17 protein-coding genes are annotated in these 25,151 nt (G+C 56.6%); 5 read left to right on the top strand and 12 right to left on the bottom strand.

Annotation, left to right across the window (positions count from 1 at the left end):
* Positions 1-61: 61 nt before the first annotated feature.
* From pssA to LRR79_RS06460, 4 genes are all read right to left on the bottom strand, one after another.
* Positions 62-994: a CDP-diacylglycerol--serine O-phosphatidyltransferase gene (gene pssA, locus LRR79_RS06475; RefSeq protein WP_231759561.1), complete on the bottom strand. Its 933-nt coding sequence runs from the start codon at positions 992-994 to the stop codon at positions 62-64.
* A gap of 126 nt (positions 995-1,120) precedes the next feature.
* Positions 1,121-2,146 (bottom strand): ketol-acid reductoisomerase, encoded by a 1,026-nt coding sequence (ilvC, locus tag LRR79_RS06470; protein ID WP_231759560.1) that lies wholly within the window; start codon positions 2,144-2,146, stop codon positions 1,121-1,123.
* A gap of 78 nt (positions 2,147-2,224) precedes the next feature.
* A complete protein-coding gene (ilvN, locus tag LRR79_RS06465) occupies positions 2,225-2,716 on the bottom strand; it encodes an acetolactate synthase small subunit (protein ID WP_043320882.1) in 492 nt (163 codons plus the stop codon).
* Positions 2,717-2,731: 15 nt separating this feature from the next.
* On the bottom strand, positions 2,732-4,468 hold the full coding sequence (locus LRR79_RS06460; protein WP_231759986.1) for an acetolactate synthase 3 large subunit: 1,737 nt from the start codon (positions 4,466-4,468) through the stop codon (positions 2,732-2,734).
* Positions 4,469-4,995: 527 nt separating this feature from the next.
* On the opposite strand from LRR79_RS06460, the gene LRR79_RS06455 reads away from it, so the two are divergent.
* The gene (locus LRR79_RS06455; protein WP_231759559.1) at positions 4,996-5,481 is read left to right on the top strand and encodes a DUF4124 domain-containing protein; all 486 of its coding nucleotides are present in this window, start codon (positions 4,996-4,998) and stop codon (positions 5,479-5,481) included.
* Positions 5,482-5,536: 55 nt separating this feature from the next.
* Here LRR79_RS06455 and LRR79_RS06450 read toward each other — a convergent pair whose 3' ends face one another.
* The 5 genes from LRR79_RS06450 to rluD all read right to left on the bottom strand — a co-directional run bounded on the left by LRR79_RS06450 (position 5,537) and on the right by rluD (position 14,596).
* On the bottom strand, positions 5,537-8,629 hold the full coding sequence (locus LRR79_RS06450) for an efflux RND transporter permease subunit (protein WP_231759558.1): 3,093 nt from the start codon (positions 8,627-8,629) through the stop codon (positions 5,537-5,539).
* 29 nt (positions 8,630-8,658) lie between these two features.
* Positions 8,659-9,852, bottom strand: a complete 1,194-nt coding sequence (locus tag LRR79_RS06445; RefSeq protein ID WP_231759557.1) for an efflux RND transporter periplasmic adaptor subunit — start codon at positions 9,850-9,852, stop codon at positions 8,659-8,661.
* 46 nt (positions 9,853-9,898) lie between these two features.
* Positions 9,899-12,508, bottom strand: coding sequence for an ATP-dependent chaperone ClpB (clpB, locus tag LRR79_RS06440; RefSeq protein ID WP_231759556.1), 2,610 nt, complete (start codon positions 12,506-12,508; stop codon positions 9,899-9,901).
* 318 nt (positions 12,509-12,826) lie between these two features.
* Complete coding sequence (gene pgeF, locus LRR79_RS06435; protein WP_231759555.1) at positions 12,827-13,588, bottom strand: peptidoglycan editing factor PgeF; 762 nt, start codon at positions 13,586-13,588, stop codon at positions 12,827-12,829.
* A gap of 42 nt (positions 13,589-13,630) precedes the next feature.
* A complete protein-coding gene (rluD, locus tag LRR79_RS06430; RefSeq protein ID WP_231759554.1) occupies positions 13,631-14,596 on the bottom strand; it encodes a 23S rRNA pseudouridine(1911/1915/1917) synthase RluD in 966 nt (321 codons plus the stop codon).
* A 166-nt stretch (positions 14,597-14,762) separates the two neighbouring features.
* Between rluD and LRR79_RS06425 the strand changes: the two genes are divergently transcribed.
* Complete coding sequence (locus tag LRR79_RS06425; protein WP_231759553.1) at positions 14,763-15,710, top strand: outer membrane protein assembly factor BamD; 948 nt, start codon at positions 14,763-14,765, stop codon at positions 15,708-15,710.
* Between the two features lie 127 nt (positions 15,711-15,837).
* On the opposite strand, the gene LRR79_RS06420 is transcribed toward LRR79_RS06425, so the two are convergent.
* On the bottom strand, positions 15,838-17,466 hold the full coding sequence (locus LRR79_RS06420) for an NAD+ synthase (protein WP_231759552.1): 1,629 nt from the start codon (positions 17,464-17,466) through the stop codon (positions 15,838-15,840).
* 186 nt (positions 17,467-17,652) lie between these two features.
* Here LRR79_RS06420 and LRR79_RS06415 point away from each other — a divergent pair, with 186 nt between their 5' ends.
* The 3 genes from LRR79_RS06415 to LRR79_RS06405 all read left to right on the top strand — a co-directional run bounded on the left by LRR79_RS06415 (position 17,653) and on the right by LRR79_RS06405 (position 21,355).
* Complete coding sequence (locus tag LRR79_RS06415; protein WP_231759551.1) at positions 17,653-19,233, top strand: sensor histidine kinase; 1,581 nt, start codon at positions 17,653-17,655, stop codon at positions 19,231-19,233.
* A 39-nt stretch (positions 19,234-19,272) separates the two neighbouring features.
* The gene (locus LRR79_RS06410) at positions 19,273-20,682 is read left to right on the top strand and encodes a sigma-54-dependent transcriptional regulator (RefSeq protein WP_231759550.1); all 1,410 of its coding nucleotides are present in this window, start codon (positions 19,273-19,275) and stop codon (positions 20,680-20,682) included.
* 100 nt (positions 20,683-20,782) lie between these two features.
* Positions 20,783-21,355, top strand: coding sequence for a GspH/FimT family pseudopilin (locus LRR79_RS06405; protein WP_231759549.1), 573 nt, complete (start codon positions 20,783-20,785; stop codon positions 21,353-21,355).
* Here the strand turns inward: LRR79_RS06405 and LRR79_RS06400 are convergent, their stop codons facing one another.
* Positions 21,356-21,802: a type IV pilin protein gene (locus LRR79_RS06400; protein ID WP_269455105.1), complete on the bottom strand. Its 447-nt coding sequence runs from the start codon at positions 21,800-21,802 to the stop codon at positions 21,356-21,358.
* Between the two features lie 38 nt (positions 21,803-21,840).
* Positions 21,841-25,113 (bottom strand): pilus assembly protein, encoded by a 3,273-nt coding sequence (locus LRR79_RS06390; RefSeq protein ID WP_231759548.1) that lies wholly within the window; start codon positions 25,111-25,113, stop codon positions 21,841-21,843.
* Positions 25,114-25,151: the final 38 nt, after the last annotated feature.

The following is a 25,151-nucleotide window of genomic DNA, read 5'->3' as shown; positions in this document are numbered from 1 at the left end:
CGGCGGCCAGAATCGACCCGGGAGGCACCCACCACGAGCCTCCCGGTCTTGCGAGGAGAAGTCAGTGCTGCCGACGCTCATCAACGGGCTCCCCGGAAGACCCTCTCTCGTCTACCGGCACCACCTCCGCATCCTGCTCTGATGCGTCATCGTCACCATCGGCGTCCCCTGCAGCAACCGCTTCACGACGATCCCGCAGCGCTCCCCAGGCCCAGAGTGCGGGCCCAGAGAAGGTGTAAATAACCGCAATCACTAACAGCACCCGTGGAGGGTCAATCGTTACCAGACTGAAGATCAGAATAATCGCCAGCATCATCACAAAGGGTACCCGCCCCTTGAAGTCCAGCTTCTTAAAGCTGGTGTAGTGGAAGTTCGACACCATCAGCAACCCCGCAGCGGCGGTGACCAGGGCAGCGATGATGGCCAGCCCTGTGCCCACCTCCACTTCGTGCCCCGCCCAGACCATACTGGCAACGATCGCCGCTGCGGTGGGGCTGGCGAGACCGATAAACACGCCTTTATCCACCGTATCCACCTGGGTGTTGAAGCGGGCGAGCCGCAAGGCTGCACAGGCGGTATACAGAACGGCTGCCGCCCACCCGAGCTTGCCCAGGGGGCCGAGCCCCCAGCTGAATACCACCAGGGCCGGAGCCAGTCCGAATGACACCATATCGGACAGCGAGTCATACTGAACACCGAAGGCACTCTGCGTGTCAGTCAACCGGGCAACGCGCCCGTCCAGACCATCGAGAATCATCGCAGCGAAGATCGCGATGGCCGCAGCCTCGAAGTTCCCGCCCATGCCGGCGATGATCGCGTAGAAGCCACTGAACAGGGCGCCGGTAGTGATCAGGTTGGGAAGTAAATAGACACCTTTTGCCCGCACTCTCTTACCATTGGCCGACACCTCTTCCTCCACATGCTCGTCAATAGGCAGGCGGATTTCTTCGTCGGATCCCAGGCCCTTGGACTGGGTGTCCTTGTTGTCACTCATACAGGCTTCCTTAAAAGCACAATTTGGTTATCTCATTGGCAGTGTACAGTGGCGGACCCGCAAAAAAAAAGCGGCGGGACCATTCGGTCCCGCCGCTTTGTGATCAAAGACGGCTAATCGATGAGATCAGCTGTTGCCTTCGGTCTTGTCGATGATCTTGTTCGCCTTGATCCACGGCATCATGGAGCGCAGCTTGGCACCAACCTCTTCGATCGGATGCTCACCGCCGATACGACGCTCGGCTTTCAGGCGCGGCTGCCCCGCAAGGGACTCCAGCATGAAGTCTTTGGCAAACTTACCGGTCTGGATATCCTTCAGTACACGCTTCATTTCCGCTTTGGTCTCTTCGGTGACAATGCGCGGGCCGGTTACGTAGTCGCCGTACTCTGCAGTGTTGGAGATGGAGTAGCGCATGTCAGCGATGCCGCCCTGGTACATCAGGTCAACGATCAGTTTAAGCTCGTGCAGACACTCGAAGTAAGCCATCTCCGGCGCGTAACCCGCTTCGGTCAGGGTCTCGAAGCCAGCCTGTACCAGTGCAGATACACCACCGCACAGTACTGCCTGCTCACCAAACAGGTCGGTTTCAGTCTCTTCACGGAAGTTGGTTTCGATGATGCCGGAACGACCACCGCCATTAGCAGAAGCGTAGGACAGGGCCAGCTCTTTGGCGCTGCCGGAAGCATTCTGGTAGATCGCGATCAGAGTCGGTACACCACCCCCTTCCAGGTAGGTGGAACGCACAGTATGACCCGGGCCTTTCGGGGCAATCATGATCACGTCAACGTCTTTCGGCGGCTCGATCAGCTCAAAGTGCACGTTGAAACCGTGGGCGAATGCCAGAGCGGCGCCGGATTTCAGGTTCGGCGCAACCTGCTCGCGGTATACACCGGCCTGGTATTCGTCCGGCGTCAGAATCATGACTACGTCCGCGTCCTTCACCGCGTCTGCAACTTCTGCCACACGCAGGCCCGCTTTTTCCGCTTTCGCCCAGGAAGAAGAGCCCTTGCGCAGACCAACCACTACGTTGCTTACGCCGGAATCTTTCAGGTTGTTGGCATGAGCGTGACCCTGGGAGCCGTAACCGATGATGGCAACGGTCTTGGATTTGATCAAAGAGAGGTCACAATCTTTATCGTAATAAACTTGCATAACTTACTTCCTGCTTAGTGTGCTTTGAGTTGCTTTCCGGGATCGTTGCCCGGAGATTCCTGTTTCAAGAGTTGACGCTCAGATGCTGAGAATCTTCTCGCCGCGGGCGATACCGCTTACGCCGGAACGAACCACCTCCATAATGGTGTGTTCACCCAGCGCCTGTAAGAAAGCGTCGAGTTTTTCACTGGTACCGGAAACCTGTACCGTGTACATGTTGCTGGTGACATCAACAATCTGACCGCGGAAAATATCCACACTGCGCTTGACTTCATCGCGCTGTGCTCCGGTCGCGCGCACTTTCACCAGCAACAGCTCGCGCTCAATATGGGAACCCTCGGTCAGGTCCACCAGCTTCACCACATCGATCAATTTATTCAGATTCTTGGTGATCTGTTCAATCTTGTGGTCGTCCCCGATGGTTGTCAGGGTGAGGCGCGACAGGGTCGCGTCTTCGGTCGGCGCCACAGTGAGGCTCTCGATGTTGTAGCCTCGCTGGGAAAACAGGCCAACCACCCGCGACAAAGCACCGGGCTCGTTCTCCATCAGAACTGAAATGATTCTGCGCATCCTGTTTACCTCCCTTTATGTCCGTTCCGTCTTGCTGAGCCACATATCCCGCATGGAGCCATTTGGCATCACCTGCATGGGGTAAACATGCTCAGACGGATCGACATAAACGTCGATAAATACCGTGCGGTCCTTGATCGCGAACGCTTCGGCTAATTTGCCGTGCAGCTCATCGCGATGTTCGATCTTCATACCGAGGTGCCCGTAAGCCTCCGCCAGCTTGATAAAGTCCGGCAGTGACTCTTCGTAGACACTGTTGGAAAGACGCCCTTCATACTGCATCTCCTGCCACTGCTTCACCATGCCCAGAGCCTGGTTATTCAGACACAGAATTTTTACCGGCAGGTTGTACTGGGTGGCCGTGGACAGCTCCTGAATACACATCTGGATACTGCCTTCGCCGGTCACACAGACTACCTCTGCATCCGGATGGGCCGCCTTCACCCCCAGCGCCGCGGGCAGGCCGAAGCCCATGGTGCCGAGGCCACCGGAGTTGATCCAGCGACGGGGCTTGTCAAACAGGTAGTACTGCGCAGCAAACATCTGGTGCTGCCCCACATCAGAGGTGACGTAGGCATCCCCCTTGGTAATCTCGTGCACCGCACTGATCACTTCCTGCGGCATCAGCATGTCGCCATCGGTGCGGTAGCGAGGCGCCGTATACAATCCATGGCGCTCACGCCAGTCGTCAATCTGACGCCACCAGTCCACGATCGCCGACTGATCCGGCATATCCTTGGAGGCCTTCAGCATTTCCAGCATTTCTTTCAACACCGACTGCACGGTACCTACAATCGGTACATCCGCAGTGATGGTCTTGGAAATGGAGGCGGGATCCACATCAATATGAATCACTTTTGCGCCCGGGCAGAACTTGTTGGGCGTGTTTGTCACCCGGTCATCGAAGCGCGCTCCCACCGCGAGAATCACATCCGCGTGATGCATCGCCGTATTGGCTTCGAAGGTTCCGTGCATGCCCAGCATGCCGAGGAATCGTTTATCGGTGCCGGGATAGGCACCCAGCCCCATCAGCGTGTTGGTCACCGGATAGTTAAGCCGTTGCGCAAGCTCCGTGAGCAATTCAGAACCGTCGCCCTGCACCACACCTCCACCGGCGTAAATAACCGGCCGCTTGGCGGACAACAGCAGGGCAACCGCCTTGCGGATCTGGCCGGTATGACCTTTACCCGCAGGGGTGTAGGAGCGCATACGCAGCTTTTCCGGGTAGGCGTATGGGTAGCGATCAACCGGGTTGGTAACGTCCTTGGGAATATCGATCACCACCGGGCCGGGTCGACCGGTAGAGGCAATATAAAACGCCTTTTTGACCACCTCGGGGATTTCTTCAGCCTTTTTTACCAGGAAACTGTGCTTCACGATCGGGCGTGAACAGCCGACCATATCGGTTTCCTGGAAAGCGTCCTCGCCAATTTTGTCTGACGGCACCTGCCCGGAGATAACCACCATCGGGATGGAATCCATATAAGCGGTGGCGATACCGGTAATCGCATTGGTGGCACCCGGACCGGAGGTCACCAGCACCACACCTGTCTTGCCGGTTGCGCGGGCATAACCGTCTGCAGAGTGGGTTGCACCCTGTTCGTGACGCACCAGCAGGTGCTTGATGCCCTTCTGCCGAAAGATCGCATCGTAGATATGCAGTGCCGAACCGCCGGGGTAACCGAATATCAGTTCTACCCCTTCATCCTGCAGCGCGCGAACCAACATATCGCCGCCGGAGAGTAATTCCACTTGAGCCCCCTCAATAATTCCCATTTCGTAGGATCCGCATCATCCACAAACCACAGAATAGCCGGGTGGCGCGAAAGCCAGACGGCGATTCTAAAGGAAAAGCGTGATAAATATCAGCCTTAAACGCAGAATTAACCCGTTTTTTAGGATAACTTCACGGCAATGCCAAATCTGCGCGGAACCCGACCGGTAGCGGAACCGGGGTGCGGGCCCCAAGGCCTCCAGATGGGGAGGGCCTCCTCGGCAGGAGGTAGCGGGTGCTTAACCCACCAGTGAGAGAGTGCGGGCCGCGGGGTGTTGCGGTGACATCTACTTCGCCGAGTGAACCGCAAATTGTCCAGTTTGAATTGCCAGTGTCAACCGGAGCATCACTGTCAATGCCAAATTCGCCGACATCCCTCCAATGCCCTCACCATCTCGTGCCTTCCCCGCAGAAATTGTTAACTGGGTTGCGAGATACCCGGTAGCCCCCGTTACAATGCGGGATCAATGTCCTGCGAAAACTACACAGTAAAAGGCGGCTCCTCATGCGCACACTGACGGCAACCCTCACTCTTTCCCTGGGCCTGATGGCATCCGCTCACGCCGATGGCATCTATAAGTGGGTGGACGAGAACGGTGTGGTGCATTTTGGCTCCCAGCCCCCCCAGAAAGAACAGGTGGAAGTAGTCAAGGCACCAAAGTCGCAACGCTACCGCCAGTGGGAAAGCGAACAGCAGGCTCTGGAAGCCAAGCAGCAACTTACCACCGCCGCGAGCCCCACTGAGAAGACCGAGCCCGCCGCCCCGACTCAGGCGAGCCAGGACGCGCAGCGGGCGCAGCAGCAACAGGATGAAGCGGAGTTGGCAGCCCGCGCGCAACGCTGCCAGAGTGCCCAGCAACGATTGCAGGAGCTGGAGTCCCATGCCCGTGTGCGCGAGATAGACGCCAGTGGCAATTACCGGGTACTGCCGGAAGAGGAACGCCAGCAGCGCATCCAGCAAACCCGCCAGATTCTACAGAACAACTGCTGACCCAACCGGGGAGAGCAATGGGCTCCAGTGTCCACGGACCCAAAAAAAGTCCGGCTCACACCCCGGTATCCTGCCCCCGGGGAAGCGTCCCTTCACCGTCATTCCCGTAATCCCTGCCAAGTAACAGATACATCGCGGGCACCACAAACAGGGTGAACAGGGTTCCGATCGTCATACCTGACGCCACTACCAGCCCCATGGCGAAACGTGCACCGCCACCCGGGCCAGCCGCCATCAGTAGCGGCACCATGGCCAGTACCAGAGAAGCCGTGGTCATCAGGATCGGCCGCAAGCGGATACTCGCCGCCTCCTCGATTGCCTGACGACGACTGCGCCCCTGAAGCTGCAATTGATTGGCAAACTCCACAATCAATATTCCGTGCTTGGATATAACGCCAATCAGGGTAACCAGCCCCACCTGGGTGTAGATATTCAGTGAGGTCAATCCGAGACTGACGAAAATCATTGCCCCGCATACGCTCATGGGTACCGTCACCAGCATGATCAGCGGATCACGCCAGGACTCAAACTGGGCCGCAAGCACCAGGTAGATGACAATCAGCGCGAAAAAGAACGTCAGCACCAGATCGGAACCTTCGTTCTTGAACTGTCGGGACTGGCCCGAGTAATCAGTGGAGTATTCTCTGGGAAGGACCTCGGAGGCCGCCGCTTCCAGAACCCCCAGGGCTTCCCCCAGAGGCACCCCGGGTCGTGGCACACCGGAAATTGTGACCGCATTGAGCTGCTGAAAACGCTTGAGCTGTTGCGGCTGAACCGTTTCTTCCAGCCTGACCAGGGTGGAAAGCGGCACCAGGCTGCCGTCTCCGGCGCGGATGTAGTACTGCTTTAATTGCTCGCCGGTCAGACGCTCTGCCCGCACCACCTGCGGGATCACTTTGTAGCTGCGATTTTCCAGTGAGAAGCGATTGGTATAGGCCCCGGACATCATGGCGCCCATTTCCCGGGCCAGATCCGACATGGTAATGCCTATGGACGCCGCTTTATCCCGGTCAATCACTACCGACAGTCTGGGTTTATCCAGCTTCAGGTCGGCGTCGAGAAAGATAAATCGGCGACTCGCCAGCGCCCGCTCCATGATCTCATCGGCAAAACTGGCCAGTGTAGAAATGGGTTCAGTAGTGCCAATCACAAACTCTACCGGCAGGTTACCCCCCGCGGTGGGCAGACTCGGCGGCACAAAGGTGGCGACTTTGAGACCGGCAATTTCCGCGACTTCCCCACTGATGACTTCCTGCATTTCCTGGGTATTTTTATCGCGCTTGTTCCAGGAGGACAGCACGAAGCCTGCAATCGCACTGTTGGTGCTGTTGCCCGCACCACCCACGCCATTGAGCAGGAACAGGTTCTCCACTTCCGGGTGGCGGTCGCGCACGCCATTGATCTGGCTGGTGTACTGCTCCATATAGTCCAGCGTCGCATAGGCATCGCCACTGGCAATACCCAGCACAAAACCACGGTCTTCTTTCGGTTCCAGCTCACTGGGAGAGGTGATGAACAGAAAGTAACAGCTCGCCAGTACAATCAGCCCGAATACCAGAATCACCAACCGCTCTTCCAGCGCGCCGTGCAGTCGCCGCCGGTAACCAGCCTCAAGCCGGTCCAGCCTCCGCTCCAGCCAGGCTTCGAACCGGTTGGAGCGCTGGCCATCCTCGGCCCGCAGTACCTTTGCTGCCATCATCGGCGAGAGTGTCAGTGCCACCACCCCGGACAGCAGTACCGCACCCGCAAGGGAAAACGCGAACTCCACAAACAAAGTGCCGGTGAGCCCTCCGAGGAACCCGATGGGAAGATACACGGCAATCAAAGTGGTGGTCATGGCAATGATTGGCCAGGCGAGTTCACGCGCCCCCTTGATCGCGGCATCCTGCGGCGCCATGCCCTCTTCGATGTGGCGATGTACGTTCTCCAGCACAATAATCGCGTCATCCACCACAATGCCAATGGCCAGCACCATCGCCAGCAGCGTAAGCAGATTGATGGAAAAGCCCATCAACAACATCAGAAACAGCGCTCCCACCATTGAGAGCGGCACGGCCACCGCCGGGATAATGACACTGCGGATAGAGCCGAGAAACAGAAAGATGACAACAATAACGATCAGCACCGCCTCAACGATGGTCTTCACCACTTCATTGATCGAGTCCTGAATATACTCGGTGCTGTCATAGGGGATTTCCCCCAGCATACCCTCCGGTAGCTGAGGGAAAATTTCGTTGTGCAGTTTGTCGCGCACCTCGGCGATTACCTCCAGGGCATTGGCATCCGGGGCGACTTCTACCGCCACAAATGTCGCAGAGCGCCCGTTGAAGGTGACCGAGGTATCGTAAGACTCGGAGCCCAGCTCCACCTCGGCGACATCTTCCAGGCGTACCAGACGATCGCCATCGGCACGAACCACCAACCGGCGAAACGCCTGCTCGGAAGCAATATCGGTATCCGCGCGAATATCCATGGCCACGCGCGTGCCCTTGGTACTGCCAACGGCAGCCAGTACATTGTTCTGTCGCAACGCGCTGCTGACATCACCCGGGGTCACCCCTTGCGCGGCCATTTCCGCAGGCTTCAGCCAGATACGCATGGCAAAGGTACGGTTTCCCAGCAGCGCCGCACGCTGCACCCCGGCGACCGTGGACAGCTTTGGCTGTACTACCCGTGTGATGTAATCGGTGATCTGGTTGTTATCGAGAATTTCAGAAGAAAAAGAGAGGTACATGGCCGCGATGGTTTCACCGACAGCGAGATCCACCGTCGGATCTTCCGATTCATCTGGAAGTTCATCGCGCAGCTTGTTTACCTTGGCGGCGACCTGAGTGAGTACTTCACTTGGATCATAGTCGAGCCGCACATAAGCCTGGATAACGGATATTCCCTGAATACTGGTGGAGACGATGTAATCAAGGCCGTCCGCACTGGCAATTTCCTGCTCCAGCGGTGTGGTAATAAACCCCTGCACCAGATCCGCATCCGCCCCCACATACACAGTGCTGATGGTGATAACGGCATTTTCCAGTTCTGGATACTGGCGCACGTTCAGCTCGGAGCTGGAACGCAATCCCAACAGAAATATAAACAGGCTGACGACACACGCCAGTACCGGCTTACGAATGAAAATGTCGGTAAATTGCACGCGGCGTCCCTGCCGGCGGGCAGTGCCCGCTAGCTGTTGTTCGGATCCGGAGCAATTTGCTCCGGCGGTGGGTTTTCGTTGTTGATGATTACCCCGCCCTCGTTACGCAGCTTCAACAGACCGCTGGTGGCAACCTGCTCACCGGCCTCGACCCCTTCGATAATTTCGATCAGGTCACCGCGCTCTTCCCCGGTTTTCACAAAGCGCTTTATCGCCACCCACGCTGCGGGCTTTGCGTCTCCGCGCCCCATCATAGTCTTTTCCGCGGGTTCATCTGCGCGCTTGCTTTCAGACTTCCGGATCACGAATACCGCATTTCCGTAGGGTGCATAACTGATGGCCGTGCGCGGCACCACAAGCACGTTGCGAAATGCTGCCACTTTTACCGCGACATCGGCGAACATTCCCGGGCGCAGTTCCCGCTGGGGATTCTCCAGCGTGCCCTGTAGCTGGAAGGTGCGATTGCGCGGATCAATCGCAGGATCAATGGCGGTAATCCGCCCGTCGAACTTTTTAGCCGGCAGCGCCGCTGCCGTGAGTTCGATAGACTGGCCTTCCGTCACACGGGTAAAGTCCTGTTCCGCCAGGGAGAAATCTACATAAATGGGGTGGAGCTGTTGCAGGGAGACCACGGAATCACCAGGGGAAACGTTTTGCCCCAGGTCGACCTGGCGAATACCGAGCTGCCCGGAGAATGGCGCGACAATCGTACGCTCGCTGATGGTGGCACGCTGTACCAGCAGATTTGCCAACACCTGGTCCAGCGTAGCCTGCGCCTGGTCCAGCTCACGCAGGGTGGCGACGCCTTTGTCGTACAGTTGAGATATACGCTTGAAGTCTCGCTCCGCCAACCGGCGTTCGGCCTCCAGCACCTCGATCTGAGCGGTTTCCGGGTCGGCGGTAAGCTCTGCGAGTAACGCACCTTTTTCGACAGCCTGGCCGGACTCGAAATAGATGGCCTTGACTTCACCCTGCGCCCGCGTGGTGACGTCAACACCATTGATTGCGCGCAGGCTACCCACAGCATTCAATCGGGTCTGCCAGCGTTGGGACTGCACCCGGGTGGTGGTGACTGTGGCGGGAGGCAACGACATGCTGTCCATAAACTGGTTCATCATGTAGTTGCCGAAGATTTTAAAACCGAAGATACCGCCAAACACAACAAGGCAGGCCAGCAGCATCCACAACATGCGCCGGTTAAAAAGCTGCCTTGCCAGTGTCATACATCAGATCCATTGAACATTACCCATCCATGGGCTTACTACAAATTCATGACTTGTTGAAAACGGCTTTATCCCCTTCCAAGGTCGCATGAATGGTATCCCCGGGTACGAACTTCCCGGACAGCACATCCTGAGCCAGCGGGTTTTCGATCCACATCTGAATTGCGCGCTTGAGTGGACGCGCGCCATAGACCGGGTCAAAACCGACATCGGCGAGCTTGCTCAACAGCTCGTCGGAAATCTCCAGTTTCAGGTCCCGCTCCTGCAGACGTTTGCGCAGATTCTGCAACTGAATCTCGGCGATGGAGCGGACTTCCGCACGATCCAGCGGATGGAAGACCACAACCTCGTCGATGCGGTTGATGAACTCCGGGCGGAAATGTTCACCCACCACGTCCATCACTGCGGCTTTCATCTGGCGATAGTGAATCTCCGAATCGATTTCATCGTCGTCCCGGGCACTGGCGTACTTCTGAATCAGGTCCGAGCCCAGATTAGATGTCATTACCACGACGGTGTTGCGGAAGTCGACGGTGCGACCCTGACCATCGGTGAGGCGACCATCCTCGAGCACCTGCAGCAAAATGTTGAACACGTCCGGATGCGCCTTTTCAACCTCATCCAGCAACAATACCGAATAGGGCTTGCGACGCACGGCTTCGGTGAGATACCCGCCCTCCTCATACCCTACATAGCCGGGAGGGGCGCCGATCAGGCGGGCAACCGAGTGCTTCTCCATAAATTCCGACATATCCACACGTACCATGGCGTCTTCGGTGTCGAACAGGAATTGCGCCAGCGCCTTACACAGTTCGGTTTTACCCACACCGGTGGGGCCGAGGAACAGGAAGGAGCCGTTGGGGCGGTTGGGATCGGCGAGACCGGCGCGAGAGCGCCGCACGGCGTTGGAAACCGCCTCTACCGCCTCGTTCTGGCCGATCACACGACCATGCAGGGACTGTTCCATGCGCAACAGCTTTTCCCGTTCGCCTTCGAGCATTTTGGACACGGGGATACCGGTCCAGCGGGACACGACCTCCGCCACTTCCTCATCGGTAACCCGGTTGCGCAGCAGCTGGTTTTCGCTGGTATCGCTATTATCGGATGCCAGCTTTAGTTGCTGTTCCAGTTGCGGGATTACGCCGTACTGAATTTCCGACATACGGGTGAGGTCACCGGCGCGGCGCGCGGCATCCATGTCGAGCTTTGCCTGCTCCAGTTTGTTTTTGATATCGGCACTGCCAGCCAGCTTGGCTTTTTCCGCTTTCCAGATCTCCTCCAGGTCTGCGTATTCTTTTTCGATGTTGTCGATATCTTCTTCGAGTTTGGTCAGGCGCTTTTTCGCAGCCTCGTCGTCTTTGTCTTTTTTGACTGCCTCCCGCTCTATTTTGAGCTGGATCAGGCGACGCTCCAGCTTGTCCATCTCTTCCGGTTTGGAATCGATCTCCATACGGATACGGCTGGCAGCCTCATCGATCAGATCGATGGCCTTGTCCGGCAACTGGCGGTCGGTGATGTAACGCTGGGACAGCTTGGTGGCAGCAATAATCGCAGAGTCAGTGATGTCGACGCCGTGGTGCACTTCGTAGCGCTCTTTCAGTCCGCGCAGAATGGCGATCGTGTCTTCTTCTGAGGGTTCATCCACCAGCACCTTCTGAAAGCGACGCTCCAGAGCGGCGTCTTTTTCAATGTACTGGCGATACTCGTCCAGAGTGGTGGCGCCGACACAATGCAGTTCGCCGCGGGCCAGCGCAGGCTTCAGCATATTGCCGGCATCCATGGCACCCTCGGCTTTACCGGCACCAACCATGGTGTGCAGCTCGTCGATAAACAGGATGACACGGCCTTCCTGCTTGGAGAGTTCGTTTAATACGGCTTTGAGACGCTCTTCGAACTCACCGCGGAACTTTGCCCCGGCAAGCAGAGCCCCAAGATCCAGCGACAGCAATCGCTTGTCTTTCAGCCCCTCCGGCACTTCGCCGTTGACGATACGCTGGGCGAGGCCCTCGACAATGGCGGTTTTACCGACGCCAGGTTCACCGATCAATACCGGGTTATTTTTAGTGCGGCGTTGCAATACCTGAATCGTGCGACGGATTTCGTCGTCACGACCGATCACCGGATCCAGCTTACCGGACTCGGCGCGGGCGGTAAGATCCAGGGTGTACTTATCCAGTGCCTGACGCGCCTCTTCCGCTTGAGGGTCATTGACCTTTTCGTCGCCACGCACTTTGGTAATCGCATCCTGCAGATGTTTCAGGTCACCGTTTGCGTTGAGGATTTTTGAAATCTCACCGGCCGCCGGGTCGAAAGCGGCGAGCAGCACCGTTTCGCTGGCGATAAAGCTGTCGCCATTCTTCTGGGCTTTTTTATCCGCCAGATTAAACAGGCGCATCAGTTCCTGGGACATTCCCACGTCCCCGGTTGGAGTACCAACGGTGGGCAGGCTGTCCAGGCGCTTGGCGAGATCATTGCGCAGGCCATTGATATTGAAGCCGGCCTGATTCAGAAAGGCAGTGGCACTGCCGTTGGACTGATCCAACAAAGCCTGAAGCAGGTGCTCGGGAAGAATCTGATTATGGTCTCGACCAACGGCAATGGATTGCGCGTCCGCAATAGCGGCCTGTAGTGGGTTGGTCATCCGGTCGATGCGCATGTGCTGTTACCCTCTCCTGATCCTCTCCAGATACTTTCAAATGCTCTCTAAATACTTTCCAGTTACAACGCGCGCCGCATGAGAAAATCGGCGACGCCCGGAAACGCAATGACGAATACAGTCTAGTGCTGATCAGTAATTTGCGGGCAGGCGGCGGGTTTTAAAGGGGGAGGCAGGGTGAGAAATAGAATTCACGTCATGCCGGGTGTGATCCGGCATTCCGCTTCGTAGCACTGGGTTCCGGGTAGGGCCCGGAAAGACGCTGGGAATCGGAGTACCGCAGGATGGGTAAGCGCGGCACCTCCACCGAAAAGCTTCTTATTCAAACCAAATAAGAGAAGCCATGCGCCCCGTATTGCCATCCCGGCGGTAGGAAAAGAATACACTTCCTTCGGTAACCGTACAACGGTCTCCACCATAAACTTCTGCCACGCCCAGTTCCGCGAGTTCGGCGCGCCCAAGGGCATAGATATCCGCAAGAAAGTGCAGCGGCTTTTTACTATGGGGGACAAAGCACTGGGCGATGGCTTCGGCGTGGGCTTCGCTCATGGACGATTCGAACGCGGCTTCCAGCACATCCACGCCGCACTCAAATGCGTCGGGACCAATGGCAGGGCCAAGCCATACCATCAGGTCTTGCGGGGCGCTCTTCATCCCATCAATCGTCTCGCGTATCACCCCACCGGTGAGCCCGCGCCATCCAGCGTGAATGGCGGCGACCTCGGTGCCATTGCGATTACACACCAGAAGCGGCAGGCAGTCGGCGGTCAGTACCGCGCAGACAATGCCGGACTCCCGGGTGTAGCTGGCGTCGGCGGTGAGAATCTTGCCATCGGCGTGTGCCTCCACTGCCTTGTCGCTGTGAATCTGCTCCAGCCACTGGGGCGGATTGGGCAAACTCAGTTCTCGCTGCAGCTGCTCGCGGTTTGCCCTCACCGCTGCAGTGGCATCACCCACGTGGTCGGCGAGGTTGAACGAGGCGTAATCCCCCTCGCTGTGCCCGCTGTGACGCAACGTGACCACGGCGCGCACATTGGCGGGCGCGGGCCAGTCGGGCTGAAGGTAATGATCGGCTGACATCAAGAGCGTCCTGTGACATTGAAAAGTGGGGGCGCTGAGCACTCAGTGGGTATCTGCGCGCAGCAACTCGAGCAGTTGCAGCATATCCTCCGGCATGGGCGCCTGCCAGTGCATTGGCTCACCGGTTTCCGGGTGCAGTAGTGCCAGCTCTGCGGCATGGAGCGCCTGGCGCGGAAATTGCTGCAGTGCCTGGATCAGCGCCTGGCCGGCACAGGCGGGCAACTTGCTGCGCCCGCCGTAGAGCGGATCACCAATCAACGGATGGCGTATATGCGCCATATGTACACGGATCTGGTGGGTGCGACCGGTCTCCAACTGGCAGCGCACCAGGGTATGGGCGCGAAAACGCTCCTGAAGCCTATAGTGAGTAATCGCTTCCTTGGCGCCTCCCATTCCGGCGTGGGGAAGCGCCGCCATTTTCAGGCGGTGGGTCTTGTGGCGCCCCATGGGTGCATCCACGGTACCACCACCACTCAGAGTGCCCTGCACTATCGCATCGTAGAGACGACTGACGCTGCGCTCCTTGAGCTGATCCACCAGATCCGCCTGGGCTTGCAGGGTCTTTGCCACCACCATCAGGCCACTGGTGTCCTTGTCCAACCGGTGCACGATCCCTGCGCGGGGGATATTCTGTTGACCGGCGCAATGGGCCAGCAGGCCATTCAGCAGGGTGCCGTCGGGATTGCCTGCCGCCGGATGCACCACCAGCCCGGCGGGCTTGTTGATCACCAGGATGGCATCGTCCTCATAGACCACATCCAGCGGGATATCCTGCGCCAACCATTCCCCCTGCGGCTCCAATTCTGCATTCAGAACCAGCAATTCACCGCCAAACAGCTTATCTTTAGGCTTGGCAGTGCGGCCATCTACGGTCAGTTGACCGCCTTTTATCCAGGTTTGCAGACGCGCGCGGGAATAATCAGGGATCAAATCCGCTGCGATCTGGTCAAACCTCTGCCCGGCGTACTCCGCGGGCACTTCAATTTCGAGTTGTATTTGATTGCTCATCCGAGAGGGTCTAGTGTCCTGTAACGCAATAAATGTGGTTGCCAGCAGGCTGCTTGTACTTTGGGCTGGCGGGGCGCTGTGGTTAAATAGCTGCCCTTCGGCCCCCGGTGAATTTTGGGCGGCTAGTTTAATAAGGTTGAGACGAATAATGATAGAGCGAGGGGCAATGCGGTCTTGGAACAGACAGTCCTGGAAAACCCTGTGTGTCGCGTTTTTGGCCGTCTTGGTGGCCTCCTGTGCCAGCACGGACGAAGAAGAGGAAGGCCTGCCCAGCGGTAACCGTACCGAACAGGCTTTCTACGAAGCCGCCCAGCGGCAGCTCAAATCCAGCCAGTGGGAGCTGGCAATCAAGAACCTGCGGGCCCTGGAGGACAACTTCCCCTTCGGCAACTACGCCGAGCAGGCGCAGCTGGAACTGATCTACGCCTACTATCGCGACTACCAGAACGATGCCGCGATTTCTGCGGCGGACCGTTTTATTCGCCTGCACCCGCAGCACCGCAATGTGGACTACGCCTATTATATGAAGGGCTTGGCCTCCTTCACTGAAGGCAGCGGCCTGTTCGAGCGTTTCCTGCCCACCGACATGACCCGCCGCGACCCGGGGTCGGCCCGGGAGTCCTTTGCCTACTTCGCCCAGTTGATGGCCCGCTACCCCGAGAGCCGTTATGCCCCAGACGCGCAGAAGCGTATGATCCACCTGCGCAATCTGCTGGCGCGCTACGAGATTCACGTGGCCAACTACTACTTCAAGCGCAATGCCTACCTGGCCTCCGCCAACCGCGGTCGCTATGTGGTAGAGAACTTTCAGCAGACCCCGGCGGTACCGGATGCGCTGGCGGTCATGGTGCAGAGCTACCACCTGCTGGAAATGCCGCAGCTGGAAGCCAGCGCTCTTGCCGTGCTGCGCACCAACTACCCGGATCACCCGGCATTCCGCGACGATGGTTCCTTCAATTACAAGTACTACGCGGGTGCCAAAGGGCGCAATATTGCCCACCGACTGACCCTGGGGCTGTTCGAGAAGTCCGACCCGCGCGGCTTTGACAGCCGCGAGCTGTACAACGCCGAATTCCGGCCAGAGCAGGCTCCGCTGCCACCCGAGCTGAACTGACCTGGTGTCTACGGCCCAACGAAAAGCCCCCGCTACTCAGGTAACGGGGGCTTTTTTGTGCCTGTATACGGCAGATGGGTAGTCTGGTGGCCTGACTCGCCTGCAGGACAGGCTCCTGCTCAGGGGCTTACTCGCCGGCCTTCCAGCCGTTGGTAATCGGATAGCGCCGGTCGCGGCCGAAGCCCCGCTCCGAGATGCGCACACCAACCGCCGCCTGACGGCGCTTGTATTCGTTGCGGTCGACCAGACGCACCACGCGCATCACCGTCGCTTCATCGAAGCCCTTGGCAATAATCGCCGCAGCGCTGTGGTCGAGGTCGATATAGAGTCGGAGAATCTCGTCCAGAATCTCATAGGGAGGCAGGCTGTCGGAATCCACCTGATCTGGCGCCAGCTCCGCACTGGGTTCGCGGGTGATCACCGTTTCCGGAATCACCTCGGATACGGTATTGCGGTAGCGGGACAGTGCGTACACCAGAATCTTGGGTACGTCCTTCAGGGCGTTGTAGCCTCCCACCATATCGCCATAAAGGGTGGCGTAGCCCACCGCCATTTCGCTCTTGTTACCCGTGGTCAACACCATGTAGCCCTTTTTGTTGGAAATGGCCATCAGCAGCATGCCGCGGGCGCGGGCCTGGAGGTTTTCTTCGGTGGTATCCCGCTCGCTGCCCTCAAACTCTTTGGCCAGCGCGTCCATGGCCGCATCGAAAATACCCTCGATGCCAATCACCCGGTAGTGAATACCGAGACGTTTTGCCTGATCTGCCGCGTCGTTCTTGGACAGATCCGAGGTATACCGGAACGGCATCATCACCGCTTCCACCCGGTCCGGACCCAGGGCGTCTACGGCGACCGCCAGGGTCAGGGCGGAGTCGATCCCTCCGGATAGCCCCAGCACCACACCTTTAAAACCGTTCTTGTTCACATAGTCCCGCACGCCGAGTACCAGCGCCTGGTAAACGGACGCCAGATCTTCCAGTGGCCCGGCGTCGTTACCTGGGGCAACGGTCACCTCGCCACCATCGGTGCGCACGGTGACCGGCAGCAGGCTCTCGACAAACTCCGGCGCACGGCCGCGCAGACTGCCGTCTTTGTCCACGGCAAAAGAGCCCCCGTCGAATACCAGTTCGTCCTGTCCGCCAACCGAGTTGACGTAAACAATTGGCATATTCCCCGCCTGCGCCTGTCGACCCAGTAAGGCAAGGCGCTCCTGCGCCTTACCGCGGTGGAAGGGGGAAGCATTGATATTCAGCATCAATCTGGCGCCGGCACGCTCCGCCTGCGCTACGGGTTCCGGGTGCCAGATATCCTCACAGATGGTGATTGCGGTGGGCACGCCCTTGAGATCAACCACACAGGGCTGATCGCCGGGAATGAAATAGCGCAACTCATCAAACACCTGGTAATTGGGCAGTTTCTGTTTGGCATACTCGGCCACCAGTTCACCATCCTGAATCAGCCCGGCCATATTCAGTACTGCACCAGCCACCACCCTTGGGTAGCCCACCAGTACTGCGCAGGGCAATTCGGCACTCAGCAGTCTGTTTAGCGCATCATCAATACGCTTTTGCATGCTCGGGCGCAGCAACAGGTCTTCCGGTGGGTAGCCACACAGTGTCAGCTCCGGAAACAGCACCAGGTCCGCGCCGTGCTCGCGGTGTGCCCGACGGGCGACCTCGACCACCTGGTCGGTATTGCCGGGAATATCCCCCACCAGTAGATTGATTTGCGCCAGCACTAGCTGCAAAGTAGACATCTTGTTACCCCGTTAAACTGAGGCGGCTATTGTAGCCGCGCAGCCTGAGCACACAATATCTGCCGGGGTTTGGGCCCCCATGCGTCGTTACTTCGCCCTTATTGAGAATAAAAAGTGAGCAGTCAGCCACTCTCCACACCACATACAAGCAGCCAACCCACTCTTCCGCCGGCCCCCGCGGGGGCCATGAGCGCTCGGCAATGGAGCCTACGGCAGCGGGATCTGCTGAAAATTTACGCCTGGTATCGGGTGGCCATTGGGTTGGTACTGCTCGGACTCTTTGCGTCCGGTCTGAGCCGCGGCACGGTCGGCACGCTGCTACCCGCGCTTTACCTGAATACATCGATCACTTATGCGGTGCTCAATGTGGCCTGGTTGATGTTTCTGTACCCCAGCGGCTTTCGCACCACACCACTGCGCATAGGCAGTATTCTGAGCTGCGATATTGTCGTGTTCCTGTTGCTGATCCAGGCCAGCGGCGGACTGGACTCCGGTGTTGGCTATCTGCTGTTGACCACCTGCGCGGTGGGTTCACTGCTCCTCAGTCGGCGGATGGGCGCTTTCCTCGCCGCCATCACCAGTATCGCGGTCATCGTCCAGCAGCTGATTGGCATCCTGTATGGACAGGCAGACACCCAGGACATCGTTTCTGCCGGCAGCCTCGGAATCCTGCTGTTCACCTGTGTTACCGCCCTGCAGTACCTGTCCGCACATATCCGCCTGGCCAATGAAAAAGCCGAGCAGGAACGCCGACAGTCAATCAGACTGCAGAGACTGACCCAACAGATTGTCGCGCAGATGCGTACCGGCGTTATGGTATTAAATGGACGGGGTGAGGCGGAACTGATCAACCGAGCCGCCCAGCAATTACTCGGCCAGCAACAATTAGAAGACGGAAAGCTCAGTGAAGCGCTGCAGCGCAATCTGGACGCTCTAAAACGGCAACCGGAAACATCGAGCGGTATTCTTCAAGGCGGCGGGCACAATGAAATCCGTGCGAGCATTACCGCACTGGGAAATGAAGTCAGCGATAGCAGTCTGATTTTTCTTGAAGACCATCGCAAGCTAACTCAGCAGGCCCAGCAACTGAAACTCGCCTCCCTCGGTCGCCTCACCGGATCGATTGCCCACGAGGTGCGCAACCCACTCAGCGCCATCAGCCATGCCGCGGAGCTGCTTGGCGAATCCACATCCATTTCTGATGATGACCGCAAATTGACAGAGATCATTGGCAGACACAGCCGACGTGTCAATCAGATCATCGAAAATGTGATGCAACTTTCCCGGCGGCAACCCCCAAAAACCCAGCGCCTTGACTTGTGCCAGTGGGTCAAGCTGTTTCTCAGTGATTACCAGCGGGAAACGAACACCCAGTACAGAATTATTGTCCGTAGCCCGGAGACGCCGGTGTACGCGCGCTTCGATCCGAATCAAATGGCACAGGTCGCCACCAATTTGTGTAATAACGCCGTGCGACACTCTCACAGCGCAACCGGTCTCTACTACGCCGAATTGATCGTGCGCCTGCACCCGCAACGGGAGCGCGCCCAGCTCGACTTTGTCGACATTGGCCCCGGGGTGGACGATGACCACAAAGACAAAATCTTTGAGCCCTTTTTCACAACCGAGGCCACCGGCGCCGGTCTGGGCCTGTATATTGCCAAGGAATTATGCGAATCTACCCGAGCGAACCTGTATTACTGCCGAGATCAACAGTCCCGCAGCTGCTTTCGCATCGAGTTCGCGAACGCTGAACAGATTTTTTAATCGCCGATTCATCGTCGATCGATAATAACACTGAAGAATATGACCGACCGTCAACCTATCGCACTGGTTGTGGATGACGAACCAGATATCTGTGAATTGATCTCCATGACGCTGCAGCGCATGAACATCCGTACGGATATCGCCATGTCAGTAGCCGAAGCCCGCCGCCGCCTGCAGGAGAAGCAGTACGACTTCTGCCTGACCGATATGCGCCTCCCCGATGGCGATGGTCTGGATCTGGTAGAAGCCATCCAGGACCGTCCATTCGACCAGGCATTCCCAGTGGCAGTCATAACCGCACACGGCAATATGGACACCGCGATTGCGGCACTGAAGCTCGGCGCTTTCGACTTTGTAAGCAAGCCGGTCAACCTTGAACGCCTGCGGTCTCTGGTGCAGCTGGCCTTGCGACTGGGGGAAGACCGCATCCTGCAAAAACAGGAATTTCCACCACTACTACAGGGGCAATCCACCACAATCCAGGCCCTGCGCGAAGCCCTCAGCAGAGCAGCACGCAGTGATGCCCCGGTGCACCTGCGCGGCGAACACGGCGCAGGTAAAGAGTTGGCGGCGCGCTGTATCCACGAACTGGGACCCCGTGCGGAAGGCCCTTTCGTCCCGGTTCACTGCTCCAGTATCCCTGCGGAATTTTTTGAACAGCTGCTATTTGGTGACGAGTCCGCCGGCAGAGACGTGCAGGGGCTACTGCAATCCGCCAATGGAGGCACCCTGTTTCTCGACGAAGTTACCGCACTTCCCAAAGAGATCCAGGTGAAGCTCCTCCAGGTCATTGAAGATAAGCGTTTCCAGCCCGTTGGCGGGGCGGCATCTCAGCCACTCAACATTCGGCTGATCAGCAGTAGCCGCAAAAGCCTCGCCAACGAAACGCGGCGCGGTGAATTTCGCAGTGACCTGTATTTTCGGATCAACGTTGTAGAAATGATCATGCCCTCTCTCCGGGACCGCAAGGAAGACATTCCACTACTGGCCCGCTTTCTGCTGCGTCGGCTTACCGAGCATGCACCGGGCAATCCACCCAGAGCGGGACAGGACGCCATAGCCGCATTACAGGAGTACTCCTTCCCCGGCAACCTGCGGCAGCTGGAGAACATCCTGGAAAAAGCGCTGGCGCGCTGCGAATCCAATACCGTCCACGCCACAGATCTGGACCTGACCAGTGAACCGCCGGTGCCGGAACCCGAAGAAACCACAGAACACTTCGAACTGTCCGCTTCGACGACCTCAGGGGTGATACAGCCGATCTATCCCGGCCAGTTTGAGACTGCCGACTGCGAAACACTGGATGACTTCCTTCAGACCATTGAGCGCGATGCCATCGAAGCAGCACTAAACGAAACCCGCTGGAACAAAACCGCCGCGGCGGAGAAGCTGGGCATCAGCTTTCGGTCGCTGAGATATCGGCTAAAAAAATTAAATATGGAAGATTGAGCGCGCCAAAACCTGCACGATCGTACTGTAATGGCCTGTGATTGGTTTCTTGAAAATCCTTGTTATGCTGAGGTGAACTCAAGGATGAGGAATCCATACCGTGCAGCGTCAACCGGGTTTCACCCTGATAGAATTGATTGTCGGAATTGCGATTCTCGCTATCGCTATTTCCCTCGCAGCCCCCTCCATGTCAGAGCTCGTGCGCCGTTACCGCAGTGAGTCAAAAGCCCAGGAACTGTTCGACCTGCTGATATTTATGCGGGTTAAGGCCTACAGTGAACAACAGAGATACACCCTCTGCCCAATAGGTGCAGATAGCAACTGTGGTAACGACTGGGCCTTGGGAGCAATGTTGTTCGCCGACTCTGATGCAGATGGCGAAAAAGACGCGGATGAAATGGTTGAGAGAACATTCTCGGGTGCAGAAGCCGGCGGAACACTCAACTGGCGAGCCTTCAACAACCTTGGATATATTACCTTCCGCCCAAATGGTACCACCCCTGCACAGAGCGGACACTTTGCGTACTGTCCACCGAATAGAGATGAGAAAATTGGCTGGACAATTGTACTGAACGTAATTGGTCGTCCTTATTTTGGCAAAGACAGGGACGGCGACGGTGTGCGAGAAACAGGGAGCGGCGATAACCTCAGCTGCTCCACTGCCTCAAACTGATTAGCTACAGGATTTACTCCAGCACATATCCCCTGCGGAAAATGTGCCGTCATCACCTCGGTCCCAGCCTTTTTCACCTGTAGACCGTAACAACAGATTGCCGTCATCGGCCTGGGCGCCCTTTGCTTGTGCCTGGAGATCATAAGATCCACCATCGTTGGCAACGATCACGCGCAGATCGTAAAATTTGGTACCTCCGTCCAATGGCGCTTCAGTCGCGAAAATTTGCGGTACATTACTTCCATCAGCGGCACCGGTGTAAGTACCGTTTTCAGTAAAGTACTGTTCCATGGCCTGCGCCAGCCCCATTAATGCACCCTGGGCATCGGCCCGACGTGAAGATTTTACATGGTCCTGATATGACGGCCAGGCAATTCCCGCGAGAATGCCAATAATAGCCACTACAATCATCAGCTCAATTAATGAAAATCCCTGCTGCTTTTTCATACTTGCACCCAAGTTATTTTACCGCGTTAATTCAGTCATCAATCAGGCGTCATCTCTTCCCAGGACAATCGCCCCTCACGCTCACCCCCTCCAACGTTGATATCGCGATCATTGATTGTACCGGCACTGGTGGAAGTGTACTGGCGCTTTCCGCCCACAAAACCAGGCTTGTTAGGTATTCCTTCATCTTCCATTTCGGCCACCACACCCATATCAGAGCTATCAATCGTGCCGTCTCCATTCGCGTCATAAACTGCGAAATCTGTCGGCGCGAGCCCGGTGCGAATATCTACCGACATCAGCCAGCCATAGCCACCGGCAGCACAGACTTGTCCAGTCGGGATAAGTGTATTGAAAAACAACACGTTACGTAAAAGATCCGGGCGGGTAACTACTCGTTCACCACCATCTGGCGTGGTTCCTGAAAGGAGCGGAATATACCAACCTGACTTGTTATCCCAATCCAACTCATTACCACTAAGCGTACGGTGCGACTGGACACCTCCAGTAGCCTGTGTGATCAACTTGGTTCCAATTGTTCGCGGCTCAAGATTACTTGTAGTCAGACCATAAGTGCCATTATCAGAAACTGCATAGAATCCTCCAGCAGCGGTATCCGCTGTATCTGTATCCGTCAGGTACTGCCCGGTTCCGAAGGTAACTATCACGTTTGGGGAAGCCCCACTCTCATTGGCGGTATTTCTTGCGACCAGGGGCGCACCGGTTATAGGTTGACCGGGAATACTAAACAGCGGCGTGGCTGTACCTGCACTATTCTCGACACTCCAGGCCCCCGTGGTCTCAACATCGAACGCCCACATATTTCCCCGTAGGTCTCCCGCGTAAATACGGTCAATCGTGCCGTTCAGGTCAGAATCGACGATCGCCGGTGTGGACATGCCATTTTTATTATTCTCACTGCCAGTACTTGTAGACAGATATTCATGCCCACTGCCGTCGAGATAAACAATAAACACCCCTGCATCACCAGTATGGCTATTGTAGCCATTGCCAAATATAGCCGCCCACTTGCCATTGGACATACGGCCTATCTGAGGCCGACTATAAGTGTAACCGAGGTTTTGATTGGAGCTATCCGTAAATTCCCACATAACAGTGGACGTGCCAAATGCCGAGGGATTGGTTACATCAAGCGCAAAGTAACCTTTTCCTCCGCCACCAAGGCCTCCGACAAGCACGGTTTTCCACGCACCACCTATATAGGCATCCCCAACGGTAGGAGTACCATCAACATAAAACTTATGCAGATAAGTTTGCGAGGTTAAAGCATGCAGGCCCAGCTCCTCTTCTGTACTGGCAAGTACTGACGGCATGTATCCGATGACCTCTTTACCGGCATTAGATCCAGACGTGCTTGCATTAAATCCGTGCAGGAAGCCATCATTCGCGCCGACATAAACCATCGGAGTACGGTTTGCACTTGCAGTTTTGAAAGCGGCGTAACTACTCGCCTCCGGAAAATCTCGATTCTCCCAGCTGGCGGTAGATTCCCCCACATACACCGGCGTAGAGTTGACGATATCTCCAAGCCGACTTCCGCGCTCCCGGAACTCATCGGTTGCTTTGCCTTCGTTTGACCGATCGCCACGCAAGTAATCGACTCGATCCGCTGCCAGTCCATCTTCGATTGCAACACCAGATGATGTATTGATTCTTAGATCCAACTCAGTGTTTCCATCAGTACCGGTAAAATCTAAACCAGTGGTTGTAAATAAAACTCCACCAGTTCCGTTCTTATATGTGAGGAGCAGCCGCTCACCAGGATCAGTGGAATCAAGAATCCTGCTAGCTTCCCAAGCCGGGGTTGCTGAGATTTCACCATCACTGTCTATTTCCAGTGCAGCGAGTTCACCGCTCCAGTCACCGCTATCAAATTTTGCCGCATACAGGGCCGAGTCCGCTTCCAGTGAGGTTGAGTTGAACGCAACAGAGCTGGAGCTACCAACAACTGCATGCACCTTGCTGATAATCTGATTAAAGGTAACCTTAAGCTCAGCCGCATTGTCCGCAGAGTACACTCCACCACCGCCCAGCGCACCCGCATTTGAAAGTACGGTACTATCAAGAGCGAAACCAATCATATAGCTGGTAATGTTGTTCTTAACCGGTGTCCCATCGGGCTGCTTGAGGTCGGGGCGAAGATCCGTATCGTAGAGCGCCTTTACAACATCATCTACTTCAGATCTAGTGCATGAGTGCCCACCAGCTGCACCACAAGTGTCATCATAGTCTTTCAAAATCGAACTCAGAATACTGTCATTTTCATTCGGCTCACCATCCGTCAGCCCGACCATAAAGCTTTTCTGACAGTAATATTGAATTGCATCGTTATCAACTGATCCTCCCGGCTCCGCCACCCCGTTCCAAGTTGGCTCTCGATTGAAAAGCTCTGAACCCGTTGGTGTCGCGCCTTCGATGGAAAGGGGCCTACTTTCATACCCGGATACAAAATATCGCCCAACACTTGCATAACTTAATGCAAGTGGAGTAGCACCACTCGCTCGAATATCCTTAATACTTTGGACAACATCAGCTCTAGAGTCTTCAATACTCGACAGACCAGCAAGCATCCTCCCCGTACCCGCGCCGGCATTAAACTCCATAAGCCCCACTCGCACATCCTTGAGATCACTGACCAAGTCGATTGCAGCGGTTTTCATAACATCCGTACGCCTGATATCCACCTTCGCGCGAGAGGCGTTCCCATCAGCATCTAAAAACTTTGCCGCGACATACTCACCGCTTTCATTTTCCTCGGAAAAAAACCAGTTTAAGTAATGCCCGCTTACCGAACCTTCCCGGTACTTTCCTGAGTCGGAGTCAGACGTATAGTACATTCGATCATTACTATTACCATCTGCATAAATCCAGGCACGATAGTTTTCACCATCATCAAAACAGTCATCCGTTGAGTCCCAGGTACGCCACTCATCTCCAGAATCATAGTTCTCCAAGCGGAACTCAACTACACCCTCATTAATCCCACCATCTCGAATTCTGAACTCCACCTCATAGTCACGTCCCCGCCTATCTTCGTTTGGGAGCGGACTAGAACAGCTCGCATAACTTGCATCCTTATCATATTGAGACGGCGGAAAAACAGGCTCTTCCATAGAACCTGATGAATCGAGCACAAACATGATATTCGGCTCAGCCGAGCCGCGGGTATACAGCGGCACATCAGAGAGCTCGCCTGGGGCAGCGGTTGCACTGGTGGCCAGGGTCAACAGAAAAGCCGCACTCGCTGACCGGAAGGACAATTGCAAGCTGATATTGTTATTCCATTTCATTGCACAATCTCTATTCGAATTGGTTTCCGAAAAACGGG

It is taken from the genome of Microbulbifer elongatus, from assembly GCF_021165935.1.
In the GTDB taxonomy this organism is placed as follows: domain Bacteria; phylum Pseudomonadota; class Gammaproteobacteria; order Pseudomonadales; family Cellvibrionaceae; genus Microbulbifer; species Microbulbifer elongatus.
This window is presented reverse-complemented; position numbering and strand designations above follow the sequence as displayed.